The sequence below is a fragment of the Mesorhizobium sp. W016 genome, assembly GCF_054719485.1.
This window is the reverse complement of the sequence record NZ_JBTTIF010000002.1, coordinates 1,856,873-1,870,853: the sequence shown is the minus strand read 5'-3', so window position 1 is coordinate 1,870,853 and position 13,981 is coordinate 1,856,873. Positions and strand designations below refer to the sequence as shown.

At 65.5% G+C, this 13,981-nt stretch carries 13 protein-coding genes; 4 read left to right on the top strand and 9 right to left on the bottom strand.

Translation table 11 applies throughout. The features are described 5' to 3' along the window. Nucleotides 1–43: 43 nt before the first annotated feature. On the bottom strand, nucleotides 44–1,423 hold the full coding sequence (locus tag ACYG9V_RS09420) for an FGGY-family carbohydrate kinase (protein WP_352765732.1): 1,380 nt from the start codon (nucleotides 1,421–1,423) through the stop codon (nucleotides 44–46). Beyond that, nucleotides 1,420–2,202, bottom strand: a complete 783-nt coding sequence (locus tag ACYG9V_RS09415; RefSeq protein WP_023701285.1) for a DeoR/GlpR family DNA-binding transcription regulator — start codon at nucleotides 2,200–2,202, stop codon at nucleotides 1,420–1,422. Before ACYG9V_RS09415 ends, ACYG9V_RS09420 begins: the two co-directional genes overlap by 4 nt. 193 nt (nucleotides 2,203–2,395) lie before the next feature. Here ACYG9V_RS09415 and ACYG9V_RS09410 point away from each other — a divergent pair, with 193 nt between their 5' ends. From ACYG9V_RS09410 to ACYG9V_RS09400, 3 genes are read left to right on the top strand one after another with little or no spacing between them, the layout of a single operon-like run. Next, nucleotides 2,396–3,439 carry a class II aldolase/adducin family protein gene (locus ACYG9V_RS09410; RefSeq protein WP_023834036.1) on the top strand — a complete coding sequence of 348 codons (1,044 nt, stop codon included), beginning with the start codon at nucleotides 2,396–2,398 and terminating at the stop codon, nucleotides 3,437–3,439. After that, nucleotides 3,423–4,712 carry an FGGY-family carbohydrate kinase gene (locus tag ACYG9V_RS09405; RefSeq protein ID WP_352765734.1) on the top strand — a complete coding sequence of 430 codons (1,290 nt, stop codon included), beginning with the start codon at nucleotides 3,423–3,425 and terminating at the stop codon, nucleotides 4,710–4,712. The genes ACYG9V_RS09410 and ACYG9V_RS09405 overlap by 17 nt, the downstream gene beginning before the upstream one ends. Then, nucleotides 4,709–5,560: a TIGR01459 family HAD-type hydrolase gene (locus ACYG9V_RS09400; protein WP_352765736.1), complete on the top strand. Its 852-nt coding sequence runs from the start codon at nucleotides 4,709–4,711 to the stop codon at nucleotides 5,558–5,560. The genes ACYG9V_RS09405 and ACYG9V_RS09400 overlap by 4 nt, the downstream gene beginning before the upstream one ends. A 75-nt stretch (nucleotides 5,561–5,635) precedes the next feature. Here the strand turns inward: ACYG9V_RS09400 and ACYG9V_RS09395 are convergent, their stop codons facing one another. From ACYG9V_RS09395 to ACYG9V_RS09380, 4 genes are read right to left on the bottom strand one after another with little or no spacing between them, the layout of a single operon-like run. Beyond that, on the bottom strand, nucleotides 5,636–6,817 hold the full coding sequence (locus tag ACYG9V_RS09395) for a hypothetical protein (RefSeq protein WP_352765737.1): 1,182 nt from the start codon (nucleotides 6,815–6,817) through the stop codon (nucleotides 5,636–5,638). A gap of 21 nt (nucleotides 6,818–6,838) precedes the next feature. Continuing rightward, on the bottom strand, nucleotides 6,839–7,849 hold the full coding sequence (locus tag ACYG9V_RS09390; protein WP_023804500.1) for a succinylglutamate desuccinylase/aspartoacylase family protein: 1,011 nt from the start codon (nucleotides 7,847–7,849) through the stop codon (nucleotides 6,839–6,841). 2 nt (nucleotides 7,850–7,851) lie between these two features. After that, a complete protein-coding gene (locus tag ACYG9V_RS09385) occupies nucleotides 7,852–8,196 on the bottom strand; it encodes a RidA family protein (RefSeq protein ID WP_023804501.1) in 345 nt (114 codons plus the stop codon). 38 nt (nucleotides 8,197–8,234) lie between these two features. Then, entirely contained in the window at nucleotides 8,235–9,560 is a 1,326-nt protein-coding gene (locus tag ACYG9V_RS09380; protein WP_031201232.1) for an alanine racemase, read from the bottom strand. A gap of 68 nt (nucleotides 9,561–9,628) precedes the next feature. On the opposite strand from ACYG9V_RS09380, the gene ACYG9V_RS09375 reads away from it, so the two are divergent. Continuing rightward, a complete protein-coding gene (locus ACYG9V_RS09375) occupies nucleotides 9,629–10,570 on the top strand; it encodes an amidohydrolase family protein (RefSeq protein ID WP_023804503.1) in 942 nt (313 codons plus the stop codon). Here ACYG9V_RS09375 and ACYG9V_RS09370 read toward each other — a convergent pair. The 3 genes from ACYG9V_RS09370 to ACYG9V_RS09360 are packed head-to-tail and all read right to left on the bottom strand — an operon-like array spanning nucleotide 10,544 to nucleotide 13,973. After that, nucleotides 10,544–11,515 carry an ABC transporter permease gene (locus ACYG9V_RS09370; protein ID WP_023748645.1) on the bottom strand — a complete coding sequence of 324 codons (972 nt, stop codon included), beginning with the start codon at nucleotides 11,513–11,515 and terminating at the stop codon, nucleotides 10,544–10,546. The genes ACYG9V_RS09375 and ACYG9V_RS09370 overlap by 27 nt on opposite strands. Then, nucleotides 11,512–12,477 (bottom strand): ABC transporter permease, encoded by a 966-nt coding sequence (locus ACYG9V_RS09365; RefSeq protein ID WP_352765740.1) that lies wholly within the window; start codon nucleotides 12,475–12,477, stop codon nucleotides 11,512–11,514. Before ACYG9V_RS09365 ends, ACYG9V_RS09370 begins: the two co-directional genes overlap by 4 nt. Then, nucleotides 12,474–13,973, bottom strand: coding sequence for a sugar ABC transporter ATP-binding protein (locus tag ACYG9V_RS09360; protein WP_198028928.1), 1,500 nt, complete (start codon nucleotides 13,971–13,973; stop codon nucleotides 12,474–12,476). The genes ACYG9V_RS09365 and ACYG9V_RS09360 overlap by 4 nt, the downstream gene beginning before the upstream one ends. Nucleotides 13,974–13,981 lie beyond the last annotated feature (8 nt).

The window sequence follows — 13,981 nt, the reverse complement described above, 5'->3', positions numbered from 1 at the left end:
TCCAGCACTGGCTGGCGCGTGACTTCGGCCTGAGCAGCGACGATCACCGTGCGCCTCCCGCTGCCGCGCGGGGGATGCCCTGCTCGCCGATGAGGCCACGCCATGTGTCGCGATATCGGGCAAGTCCGGTGAAGCTTGCGGCACGCACGGGCTCCGGCACTTCCGCGGCAAATTCGCGGCCGACGGTCTCGAAGGCCAGCGCCGCCGCCCCGGTGGCGCTGCCCTCCAGTGTGGCCCCTTGCAGGAAGGCCTGGCTGGGACGCAGTTGCGCCACTAGCCCGGCGAGCAGGCCGCCAGCGTTCAGTCCGCCATCGACGATCACGGTGTTGTCCGAATGGATCTGGTCGAGGCAGAGGTCGACCATCAGCGCGACGTAGAGCAGCGCCACGGCTGCGCGTTCCTCGGCGCTTGGCATGCGGCCGACCAATTTGCCGGCGCGGCCGGGCATTGGGCCGCCCGGCGCGAAGCTCGGCAGCGCCATGCTGCCGGCGTTGATCACCCGCTGCACTGTCGCCGGCGCGATCGCGCCTTGCCAGCCGTCGCTGATCGTGGCGAATTCGCGCCCGCCCATAAAGCGGATGGTCGGCACAGGGCCGCCGTCGACATCGACATTGACCAGCATGTCGCGCTGGCCATCGAGCGCGTCGAGCAGGCAATCCGGATTAAGCACGACGACCCAGGTGCCGGTCGAGACGACGGTGACCGGGCCAAGCTCCTGCCGGCGATAGGCATGGAGCGCGGCGTTGCTGTCATGGACACCATTGTGGATGGAGATCCGCCGCTTCGTTTCGCCGAGGCGTTGCTCGCCGATAACCGAGCCCGCCCGCTCGAAAGCGGGCATCCGGTCGCGCCAGCCCTCGATGTCGACCAGCGAACTGAAGTCGCGCTTGCGCGGCGCCCATAAATGCGAGTGGCAGCCGAGATAGGACACTTCCGAGACCGCCCGGCCGCCAAACCGCCAGCTCCAGTATTGTGGATAGCCGAGGATCGATTTCGCGGCCGTGAATGCACCGGGTTGCACCGCCTGTAGCCACAGCATGTGGCGACCGTAGTTGAAGCCGAGCGGCAATCGCGGCGAGAAGGTCTCGGTGAAATCCGGAACGAGGCGATCGATTTGCGCGGCAATATCAGCCGGCGGCTCTTGCTCGTAGTCGAGTATCGGATGCGTCAGCGCCGCCTCATCGATCAGGGCAAAGGTGCAGCCATGGCCCGACACCATCACGCCCTCTACGCCATGGATGTCGGCGGCCTCGCTAACGGCGCGAACCGCCCAATCGTGAAGTGCTGCCTCATCAAGCACGCTGAAGCCATCTTTGCGCATCCAGTTCGGCCGGGTCCGGCGCTCGTCGACGATGCGCCCGTCCTGAGCGAAGACGAACAGCTTCGAATTGGTCTTGCCGAAATCGAGGACGGCCATCTTCACTGGATGGCTCCCGAAGCCGAAGCGATGCGCACCATGACGCCCGCGTCTTCCAGCATACGCGCGTCGACGTCGGACAGGCCGTCATCGGTCACCAGCGTGCCGATGCGCGACAAGGGCAGCGCGATGTTACGGGCGTGGATCGACAGTTTGCGGCTGTCGGCCAGCACCACGATCTGGTCGGCACACAGGCTGAGATCGGCGATGGAGCGGACCAGCAGCGGGTGCGATTCCAGCACGCCCTCCTGGCCAAGGCCTTGGGCGCCGAGAAAGAACTTCGATGCGTAGAACGGCTCCGCCTGGGTCGGTGAATGGATGATCCCCGGCTCACGATGCAGATCGCCGCCGGCAACGGTCAGGCTGCAATGGCCGTGGTCGCTCAGATAGGCCGCGAGCGGCATCGAATTCGTATAGAGACGGATGCTGCGCTCGGCGAGCTTGACCCCGAGGTGGAAGCAGGTCGAACCGCCATGCACGATGACCGCATCGCCGTCGCGCACCATCGTGGCCGCGAGAGCGGCGATCTGCCGCTTGGCCTCGACCGCGAGGTCGCGGTTCTCGTCATAGGGCCTGGCATAGGCAACACCCGCCTGTGAAGCACCGTCGAGCGCCGAGATGCCGCCATAGACCTTCCGTGCTTCACCGGCCTCGTCGATCTTGTCGATGTCGCGCCGCACTGTCGCCGCCGACACGCCGAGCTGCTCCTGCAGTTCGCGCACCGACGCGAAGGGGCGATCCCGCAGCAACTCCACGATCTGACGCTGGCGGCCGGAGTCGCTCAACCGTTTTTCCTCCCAGGAGCCGTTTTTGCCACGGCATTTGACGTAACTTACTCAACATCTTTCCGATTGCAAGAACCTTTGATGACATTAGATCACTATTGACGTAAGTCGCTCGCATCTGCGATACACATCAACATCCCACGACGGGTATCCGAAGCTGCGAGGCTGGCGGAGCTGATAGAGGAAATGCGCCATGGCGACCTATGCGGATGCGCAGGAAATGGCTGCCTTGCGGGCGCTTTCAGCCAGCATCGGGCGCAATCCAAATCTGACCCAGGCCGCCGGCGGCAACACCTCGTTGAAAGCCGGCGACACGCTGTGGATCAAGGCTTCCGGCACATGGCTGAAGGATGCGCTCTCCGAAGATATCATGGTGCCGGTGGCGATGACGCCGCTGCTCAGGGCTGTCGAACAGCGCGACAGCGCCGCCGACCAGCCGCAGATCTTCGCCATCGAGACACTCAACGCCCGGGGCCTGCGCCCTTCGATTGAAACTACCGTTCATGCTTTGATGCCGCAGCGCGTCGTTCTGCATGTCCATTGCGTCGAAACCATTTCGCTGGCGGTACAGGCCGATTGCGAGGTGGAAGGCGCCAGACGCCTTGATGGTCTCAAATGGGTGTATGTTCCTTATTTCCGGCCAGGCCTGCCGCTTGCCCAGGGTATTGCCGAGCGGCTTCGGGCTGGGGTCGACGTGCTGATCCTTGCCAATCACGGGCTGGTCGTCGCGGCCGATACCGTCGCCGAGGCCGAAGTGCTGCTGCGCCGCGTCACGCTGCTTCTGGCGCGGCCGGCGCGCCAAGTGGCGGAACCGGATGTTGCGGCATTGGCGGCGCTGGCCGGGAAAACCGGTTACAGGCTGCCGGCGGAAATCGAGGCGCATGCGGTCGCCCTCGATCCCGAAAGCCGCCGCATGGCGTCGGGGGGCAGCCTCTACCCCGATCACGTCATCTTTCTGGGTCGGGGGTCGGTGGTGGCAAAGCCCGGTGAGGATGTGCCGCGCGTCATCGAGCGGTGCGGTACAAACCCCGTGGCGATCCTGTTTCCCGGGCTGGGCGTGCTGATGCGCGGCGATGCCAGTGCGGGCGCCGACGCCATGCAACGCTGCCTTGCCGACGTGACGGCACGCATCGACATTGCAGCGCGGCTGAACTACCTCACCGCCGCCGAGAACGATGAACTGGTCAACTGGGACGCCGAGAAGTATCGCCAGAAACTCAATGCCGCCAGCCGCTGACACGCCGCTTGCCATAGGCATCGACATCGGCACGTCCGGCGCGCGCGCGGTCGCCATGCGTCCGGATTTTTCCATTGCCGCGCGTTCCGCCGTTTCGCTCGAGTTGTTTGGCCGGAATGCCCGCGACCCTGCAGTGTGGTGGTCAGCGGTCGGCGCAGCGCTGGCGGAGCTGCTTTCGGGCATCGACCGAACAGCGGTCCGATCGATCGCTGTTGACGGCACTTCAGGTACGTTGCTGCCGGTCGACGCCGCCGGGCGGCCGCTGGCCGAGCCGCTGATGTACAACGATACGGTCGCCGACAACGCCATTCTGGTCGCGATCGCTCGCGAAGCCCCAGCGACCAGTGCCGCACTTGGGGCGACGTCCGGTCTCGCCAAGGCGCTCTGGTTCCAGCGCACGCCCGGTGTTGCCGCGGTGCTGCATCAGGCGGACTGGATCGCGGGACAATTCTCCGGTCGCTTCGATGTCAGCGACGAGAACAATGCCTTGAAAACCGGTTACGACGCCACGGCCCGCTGCTGGCCGGACTGGATTGCGGCGACCGAAATGCGCATGGAGTTGCTGCCCGGTGTCGCCAGGCCGGGCGATGTCGTCGGCAAGCTCACCGCGGATGCCGCGGATATGTTCGGCTTACCGCGCGAAATCGCCGTCGTCGCCGGAACGACCGATGGCTGCGCCTCGTTCCTGGCGACAGGTGCTGCCGCAATAGGCGACGGCGTCACCGTGCTGGGGTCGTCGTTGACCGTCAAGATCCTGTCCGACCGGCCTATCTCGGCGCCACGCTTCGGCATCTACAGCCATCGGCTTGGAGATGTCTGGCTGGCGGGCGGCGCATCGAACTCCGGCGGCAAGGTGCTGACACAACATTTCCCTCTGGCGCGCATCGTCGAGCTGAGCATGGCGATCGACCCGATGACCGAGACCGGCCTCGACTACTATCCTCTTGCCACTGCAGGCGAACGCTTTCCGATCGCCGATCCGGCACTGCCGCCGCGTCTTGTGCCGCGACCGGTGGAGGACGCCGACTATCTGAAAGCCATGTTGGAGGGTATCGCCGCGATCGAGGCGCTCGGCTATGACAGGCTCGCAGAGCTCGGCGCGCCGCGGCTGACGTCGGTCAGAAGCGTCGGCGGCGGTGCGGCGAATGCCGCCTGGACGGCGATCCGGCAGCGCAGACTTGGTGTTGATTTCCTGCCGGCGCTTTCGGACGAAGCCGCCGCCGGCACAGCGCGGCTGGCGCTGATGGGCGCAAGCGCGGCGGGGCTTCTATGAGCGCGGAAACAGTCGAACACCTCAACGGCGTCAACCAGCTGGCCGAGCGCTATGATTTTTTCCTGCTCGATCAGTTCGGCGTGCTGCATGACGGCGCCAGCCCCTATCCAGGGGCAGTGGAAGCACTGTCGGCGCTGAAGCGCGCCGGCAAGACCATTGTGCTGATCTCGAACTCCGGCAAGCGGGCGGGGCCTAACGAGAGCCGGCTGCTAAAGCTCGGCTTCGAACCGGGAAGCTGGGACCATTTTGTTTCTTCCGGCGAGGTCGCGTGGGAGTTCTTCCACGACATGGCGGTATCCGGAAAGCTACTGCCAAACACGAAATGCCTGTTGATAAGCCGCGACGATGACCGCTCGGCGATCGAAGGTCTGCCGTTCGCATTGACTAAGGACGGTGACGATGCCGGGCTGGTGCTGATTTCGGCCAGCGAGGGCGACCGCTATGATCTTGAGCACTATCGCCGACTTCTTGCGCCGGCTGCGGTGCGGCAGGTGCCATGCTTCTGCACCAACCCTGACAAGATCATGCTGACGGCAGTGGGGCCGCGCTTCGGCGCCGGCCAGCTGGCGGATCTCTACGAGGACCTCGGTGGTAGCGTCACGCGTATCGGCAAGCCTTACCCCACTATATTCGGCGCCGCACTAGCGCTGGCAGGCAATCCAGACCGCGGCACTGTGGTCTGCGTCGGCGACAGTGTCGAACACGACATCGCTGGCGGACTTGCTGCCGGCGTGGCCACGGTGCTGGTTCTGTCAGGAATATTGGCGGACACACCTGACCTGTTCGACCTGTTCGACACGATGGACGCATACCCGGATTACACCATGGATGGCTTCAGGTTTCGCTGATTTGATTCACCCCGCAGCGCTCGCGCCCGAATCCGGCCTCAACGCCTCGTGGCCGGCGAGCATTGGCCGGCTGGCTCAAGGCTGCCGAACAGCGCGGATCCAGTCGAGCCGCGCGGCTGGAATGAGGCCGTAATTGTAGAAATTGATGCCGTCAACACCGGGCGCCAGCGCCGGCTTCACCTTGGCCGCCAGGATGTCGGGGCGGGCCATTTCCGGATAGAACAGCCGGTAGCCGGCGCCGAGGAATTTGTCCGCGCCCAGTGCCGCACGGCCGGCCGCCATCAGGCTGGCGACATCGCCGGCCTGCATGTCGTAGGCGCACAGGATCGCCCCGTCGCAGACCTTGCCCAGCGCTGCCAGATCGCAACCGCCAAGCCAGCCGTCTTTCAGATCGATAATAACGACCCGCGTCGTGGGATCGGCTACCTCGCGCAGTTCGGCGACCAGGCTGGTCACTGGCTCGAATCGCCACAAGAGATAGGCATGGAGTTCCGGCCATGGGGCAAAGGCGTCGAGCCCGCAGGCGGGAAAATTGGGAAAGCGCCACTCAGGCACCGCACGCTCGCAGGTCTCGACGATCCATTGCCTGGTGAGCTTGCTCGCCGCCTCGGCATCGATGCCGGCTTTTGCCGCACGGGAGACGCAGGACGGACAGAAGCACAGAGACAAAAGAAAATCGTCTTCCAGCGTCAGCCCGACACCGTCCTTCTCGTGATGGTATTCATGGGCAAAGCCCATGAAGGACGGGCTTTCAAGTTCTATGCGGTCCGGCCGGTAGCTGTGCGAGATGTCGGCGATCAGCGCGCGGACATAGGCGCGCGCATCGGGATGGGACGGGCAGAGATTGTAGTAATTGGCATCGCCGAAGGCGTTGCGGGTGACGGCCTGCGGATGCAGCATGCCCAGGCGGGTGTTGTGCAGGCAGACCGTCCAGCACGAAACGCCTAGTCCGCCCGCGTCGCGACGGCGGATGAGCTGACCGAGCACGTCGCCGCCCTCGGTGATCACGTCAGCCACCTTGGGCTGGATGGCTAGACTTCCCCAGCGCGCTGCGGTCGGCTTGAAATAGATGGTGCCGTCCTCAGGGAAATAGGCCTTGCGGCGCGGACTGCGCGGCTGCAGGAAGCGCCCGGCATGATAGGATGTCGCCAGGCTGATCATGTTGAGCCCGGCGCGCTCGACAAGATCACGTTCGACCGTCTCCAGGCCGAGATCCTGGATGTCCCAGGGATAGGTCCACATGGACAGTTGCTGCATGGAATATCCTCTGCCTTTGGCTCAGCCGTCGACCGGCTCTGCGACCTGCATTAGGCAGTCGCCCGCCTCACACATCGTGTGCAGCCGGCGCGACAGCACCAGGCCGCTTTCGGCGAAATGCAGGGCCTCCTCGGCAACATCGAGCCGCTCGAGATCGTGGTACCAGCCGGCCAATTGTCCTGAAGTGACACTGTCGCCGAGCCTGGCGGCGGGCTCGAACCAGCCGCGGCGGGTGGCATAGAGGCCCTGGCTGTGCCTGGACAGGGACAGCAGCCTTGTCGGCGCCGAAGGCTTTTCGCCCGCGCCAAGAACCGGCGCGTCGACCACACCCATTGCTATCATCAGACGGTCGAGCGCGCGGGCCGTGATCGCCATCGAATCGACCGTTGCGGTGCCACCGCCGCCGAACTCACCGCTGACGCCGATGGCGCCGGCGCGGCGCGCTGCGCCCATCGAGGTCGGCGAGGCCTGGCCGTTGTCAGCGATAAAGCCGTAGGGCATGCCGAGCGTGCGCATCAGCTCGACGCCACGCCGGTGGCGCTCGGGATCGGCGTTGCGTTCGACCAGCGCGGTCGGCAGATGCTCCATCGACGTGCCGCCCGAATGGATATCGAAGACGACGTCGTGACGAGGAAACAGCTCCGTCTCAAGGAAATTGGCGAGCCGGCTTGTCGGCGTTCCCGAGGGATCGCCGGGAAACGCCCGGTTGAGATTGCCGCCGTCGAGCGGCGAGCAGCGCTTGGCGGCCATCACCGCAGGGGCGTTGGCCATCGGCATGATGGTGATGCGGCCCTTGATCCGCTTCGGATCGAGCCGGCGCGCCAGTTTTGCCAGCGACAGCTCGCCCTCATATTCGTCGCCGTGATTGCCGGCCATCAAAAGCAGTGACGGGCCGTCGCCATTGCGGATGAGGCAGATCGGCACCTTGACCTGAAAGTAGGGCGAGCGATCGATCGAGAACGGAATGCTTAGATGGCTGAGCGTCTTGCCGTGGCGGTCGAAATCGAGCGTGTGGGCGAGGCCGGTGTGCATGGTCAGACCGCCGCGACGGCGGTGATTTCGATGCGCAGATCAGGGTCGGCAAGCCGCGCCTCGACGCAGGCCCGCGCCGGCAGGCGGGCAGGATCGACCCAGGCATCGTAGATGCTGTTCATGGCCTCGAAATCACCGATCTGCGGCAGGAAGATGTTGACCGCCACCAGCTTCGACTTGCTGCTGCCGGCCTCGACCAGCAGCGCCTCGACTTTGGCCAGCACGTCGCTGGTCTGGCCTTCGATGCCGGCCTTGCGATCGTTGGCCACCTGGCCGGCTATGTGAACGAGGCCGCCATAGACGACTGCCTGCGACATGCGCGAGCCGGACTGAAAATACTTGATCATATCGGATCCTTTCGAGGTTCTCTTTTTGGGGGATCTGGTCAGCCGAACCAGGTGGGGAAAGCGTGGCGGACGTGGCCGGTCGCGTCGACGCCGAAGATCACGCGATAACGGTCGAGGCAGGTGCAGGGATGCGAGATGCCGAATTCGACGACGTCGCCGACGGCGATGTCGTCGCTCGGCGCAATCGACAGGAAGGAATGCTGGTCGTTGAGCTTGACCACCTCGGCGCGCGCCGCCGGCATCGGCAGTGGCTTGCAGGCACGAAAGACGGTGAGCGGCGTTGGAAAGCCCTGGTCGAACGACACGTCGCGCATGCCCATGCCGCAGATGACAAGGCCCGGCTCCGGACGCGACAGCACTTCGGCCCAAAGGCGTAGCGCAGGGCGAAAGGAATGCCGCGCCGAAGCGCTGATGCCGCCTATGGCAAAACCCTTGCGGGTATCGAGGGCGCCGAGCGAACGGTCATAGGTGCCGTGGTCGTGGAAGAAGATGGCGCCGCTGCGCAGCACCAGCGTTGCGTTGCCGTCGCTGGAAACGAGGGGTGCAAGCGCCGCGACCACCTGGTCGAAGAAGGCGGAGCCGCCGGCTGTGACGATCAGCGGTGCGTCGCCGCCGACGCGGGCACGCAGCCGCAGGAACATGTCGGCGGTCATTGCCAGCAGGCCGGATATCACCTCATCGGTGCGACCGGGCTCGGGTTGCGCCGCCGCCCCTTCATAGGTCGCAACGCCGGCGATCAGCAGCCGCCCGCCGGCAGCCGTGATCGCATCGGCGATGGCCTCGGCTTGCGCGGTGGTGCGGGCGCCCGCCCTGCCCGCACCAAGTTCGACCAGCACATGCAAAGGCGGCAGTGCCGCATTGGCGCGCCAAGCCTCGGAAAGCGCGTTCACGGCGTCGACCGAGTCGGCAAAGACATAGAGCTCGGCATCCGGCCAGGCACCAGCAAGCACGGCCAGCCGGTTGGCGCCGCCGGCTCCGCCAACCTCATTGGCGATGATCAGCCGTGTCAAGCCGGCCTTCAGCATCACTGTCGCTTGCCTGATGTCGGCGACCGTCGTGCCCCATGCGCCGGCCTCGACCAGCGACCGGGCAAGGTCGGGCGCCATCGGCGTCTTGGCATGCGGAGCGATCGCGACATTGTGTTCGCGCGCATAGCGCAGGAACAGGTCGCGATTGGCGGAGAAGGCCGCCTCGTCGAGGGTCAGCACCGGAAGCGCCATGCGTCCATCGGCCGGATGCCAGCGCTCGGCCGCGACAAGGCTGCTGTCAAGCCCGGTTGTGCCGGGAGGCACGCCGCGGATGCGGTCGTCGAGCCGAAAATTTTCGTGCACCGAAAGGGCTGGAACCGGTGAGTTTTCAGTCATCCGATGCTAACCCTTTCACCGTCGCAACGAAGCCAGATCGATCGCCGGTCACAGCCTGAGAGAGATACGTGCCAGAACCTTACGCCGGACCGATCATCGACGCCCATCATCATCTTTGGGATCTCAGCCTGGGACGGCATCCCTGGCTCGCCGCAACGGCCGGCGAGCGCGGCGGCCTGGGCGAGCTTGGCCCCTTGCGGCGGAACTATCTGCCTGGGGATTATGCGCGCGATGCCATAGGGCATAAAGTCCTCGCCACCATCCATGTCGAAGCCGGCTGGGCGAGTGGCGACTGCATCGGAGAAACGCGCTGGCTTGAAACACTCGACAAATCGCGCGGCGTCGCCGCTCGCTATGTCGTTCACGTGCCGCTCGCCGATCGCCAGGCGCCGGCGCTGATCGAAGCGCAAGCCGCGTTCGAGCGTGTCGTCGGCGTGCGCGACATATTGAGCTGGGATCCCGACCCTGCCCGCCGTTTTGCGACCCGTGACGGCATCATGGAGGAGCCGGCCTGGCGTGCCGGGCTTGCCTTGCTTGGCCAGCATCGGCTGGCCTTCGACCTGATGGTGTTTCCGAGCCAGCTCGCCGGCGCGGCTCGCCTTGCGGCTGCCTTCCCCGATCAGCAATTCGTGCTCAACCATTGCGGTAGCCCGATCGACCGCGACGCCGATGGCATGCAGGTGTGGCGCGACGGGCTGCGGCTTCTGTCGCAATGCGACAACGTCGCCATCAAAATATCGGATCTGGTCGCCTACGATCATGACTGGACGCTCGACAGCCTGAAGCCCGTCGTCCTGCATTGCATCGATTGTTTCGGCACCGGTCGCGCCATGTTCGGCAGCGACTTTCCGGTCGCCGGCCTGCATGCCTCGTTCGATGACATATATGACGGCTTCAAAACCATCACAGCGGACTTTTCCGCCGACGAGCAGACGGCGCTGTTCTTCGGCAACGCAAGGCGCATCTATCGGCTCGACGATGTGTCATCGGCGCGCCTGCTCCCGGCCTGAGAGCAGCAGCAGGCCGAGGATCAGCGAGCCGAACAGGATGCTGCGCCAGCCGGGCGATGCGTTGACGACGGTGATCAGCGCGGTGATGGTGACCAGCAGGATGGCGCCGGGGATGGTGCCGGCATAGGTGCCGAGCCCGCCGAGGATCGAGGTGCCACCGAGGACCACGGCGGCAATCGAGGCGAGCAGATAGGGATCGCCGATGCCGACATAGCCCTGTCCGTTCATGCCCAACACGAGCACGCCGGCAAGTCCCGAGCAGAAGCCGCTGATGCCGTAGACCGCAAGCGTTGTGGACGTGACCGGAACACCGGACAGCGCCGCGGCAAGCGGGTTGGCGCCCATGGCGAAAATCCGGGCGCCGAGCGATGTCGCATGCATCGTGGTCAGCACGATCACCGAGACGACCACCCACAACAATACGCCAGCGGGAATGCCGGCCGGCCGGCCATTGCCGAGCCAGTGGACCAGCGGGTTCTCGGCGGTCACGGCGCTGCCGCCGGCGATGATGATCAACAGACCCTGCAGGAATGTCGCCATGGCCAATGTCATGATCATCGGGTGGACGCGCAGTAAAGCGACGCCGAGCCCGTTGACCAGGCCGATTGCCGTGGTCAGCACCAGAACGGCAAGAATGGCGGTGATGCCGGTCGGATCCACCTGCCACGACAGCAGCGGCAGGCTGACGGCGCTGACCGTGACGATGGCCGCGACGGAAAGGTCGATGCCGCCGGCGATCACCACAAAAGTCTGGCCCGCGGCAACCAGGCCGATGACGGCGCCGAGCTCCACCAGATAGCGCAGATGGCCATAAGCGCCGAAGCCGCGCGAAACGAAGCTCGCCACGATCCAGACCGCGGCAACGATGGCAACGGTGAGAAACGGCCGGCTGCGCAGGACCGTCAGGGCGCGTTTGCCGCCCGCGCTGTCATTCCATGCTGTCATTGCTGTGCCTTGCGGAATTGCGGGATGGCGACCGCGCCGATGATGATCAGGCCCTGGGCCACATATTGTGCGACCGGCGTGAAGCCGAGGAAGAACATGACGCTGATCATCAGGCTGAGCAGCAGGCTGCCGGCAAGCGCGCCGCGCATCGTGCCCTGGCCGCCGAGGAAGCCGATGCCGCCGAGCACCGCAGCGGCAATCGAGTTCAGGGTAAAGGCGGCGCCGATGACCGGGTCGCCCGAACCGGTCTGTGCGGCGACGAACAAGCCGGCGCCGGTGGAGAGCAGACCGCTGATCGCATAGGCTGCAATGCGCGCGCCGTCGACCGGCACGCCGGAGCGATAGGCGCCGACCGGATTCTCGCCGGCGGCATAGAGGCTCAAGCCAAGCGGCGTGGCGAGATAGAGCTTCCACAGGAGAATGATGACCACCAGCAGCACGAATGCCGCCGGTGTGTTGCCGGCAAGCAGGTCGGACAGCCACGCCGGGATTGCGCCGCCGGGCCGCGGCAGGATCAGCAGGGCGGCGCCGCCGATGATGAAGGACCCGGCAAGCGTCACCACGATCGCCGGCAGGCGAAGCCGTACCACGACGAAGCCGGTCGCCGCCCCGATGCCGAGGCCCGTCAGCGCCACCGCGGCAGTGCCCCCGGCGACGCCCAGCGGCCCGGCCATCGTCGTCGCGGCGATGACCGCGCCCAAGCTGACCGTCGCGCCGATGGCCAGGCTGATGCCGCCGGTGAGCATCAGGATCGCCTGCGCCATGGCGACCAGAGCCAATGGAAACCAGCTCTGCGTGAATTTGGCGAAGCCGGACGCCGTGAACAGACCCGGAAAGAGGACGCCATAGGCGATGAGAAACACCAGGACGACGGCAAACAGGCTGCGCACGCCGACATTGCGACGCAGTTGCACCGGCCAGTAGAGCGCGCCGGTCTGCCGGGCGGAGGAAGATGTGTTCATGCCGCAACCTTCCGCTGTTCGGCGCCCATCGCCGCGGAGACGATGGCTTCCTCGCTCAGCGCCCCACGCGCCAGCATGGCGACGATGCGGCCTTCGCGGACGATGGCTACACGGTCGCAAAGGTGCACCAGTTCGGGCGTGTCGGAACTGAGCAGCACGACCGCCTTGCCGGCGGCGGCGAAATTGCGAAGCATCATGTAGATCTCACGTTTTGTTTCGACGTCGACGCCGCGCGTCGGATCGTTGAGCAGAAGCACCAGCGGGTCGTGCGGCATCCATTTCGCCAGCGCCACCTTCTGCTGGTTGCCGCCCGATAGAGCCTGCGCCGCCCGGCCGAGGTGACCCTTGATGCCGAGTTGGGCGGCAAGGCTTTTGGCCGTCTCGCGCTCTGCGCGGCGGCTGCGCAGCTTCAGCGCCGGCAGCCTGGCAAAGGCGGGCAGCATCATGTTGGTGATGATGGGATGGATCAGGTGCAGGCCCTCGCGCTTGCGATCCGCGGGCACATAGGCCAACCCCAGCGCGTTGGCATTCGGCACGCCGCCGGGCAGGCCGGAGGCGCCGTTGACGGTCGCCGATGCCGTTCGTGCCGGAATGGCGCCGTAGAGACCGAGCAGCAGATCTTCCTGCCCTTGCCCGACCAGACCGCCAATGCCAAGCACTTCGCCCGTTTTGATATCCAGATCGACGTCGCGCATCAGGCCGGCCGAAAGATTTCGGACGGAGATAGCGTCGGCAGGCAAACTGGAAGGCTGCCATTGCGGAAAAAGATCACCGGGATCGCGGCCGACCATCAGCCGAACCAACCCGGCGGCGTCGGTGCCTTCCAGGGTGCGGTCGGCCGTGCAGGTGCCGTCCTTCAGCACGGTGACGTGCTGGCATAGCGCCATGACTTCGTTCAGTCGGTGCGAGATGTAGAGAATGGCGATGCCTTCGCCGCGCAACCGCTGCAGCAGATCGGTGAGGATTTTGGTTTCGGTTGCCGATAGCGACGATGTCGGTTCGTCGAGAATGAGCACGCGCGGCCGGCGGTAGAGCGCCTTGGCGATCTCCACCATTTGGCGGCGGCCGAGCGACAGATTCCCGACCGGCGTCGACAGCGGCTCGTGCAGACCGACAAGTTCGCATGCGGCCCTCGCCCGCGCAGCGAGTTCGCGGTAGTCGATCAGGCCGAACCGTTTGGGATAGGCGCCGAGACCAATATTTTCGGCGATGGAAAGACTGGCCGTCAGGCTGAGTTCCTGCTGGACGACGGCGATGCCGGCCTGCCGCGCAACAGCCGGCGTCATGCGTGAGACCGCGCGTCCATCGACCTCGATCGTCCCGCCATCCGGTCTCAAGGCGCCGGACAAAAGGTTGATCAAGGTCGACTTTCCGGCGCCGTTCTCGCCGAGCAGCGCATGCACGCGGCCCGGCTGGAGAGCGATTGAAACGTCGCGCAGGACGGGGTTGCCGAAGAAAGACTTCGACACACCCCGCGCCGCGAGCAGCGGAGCCATGGTTGTCA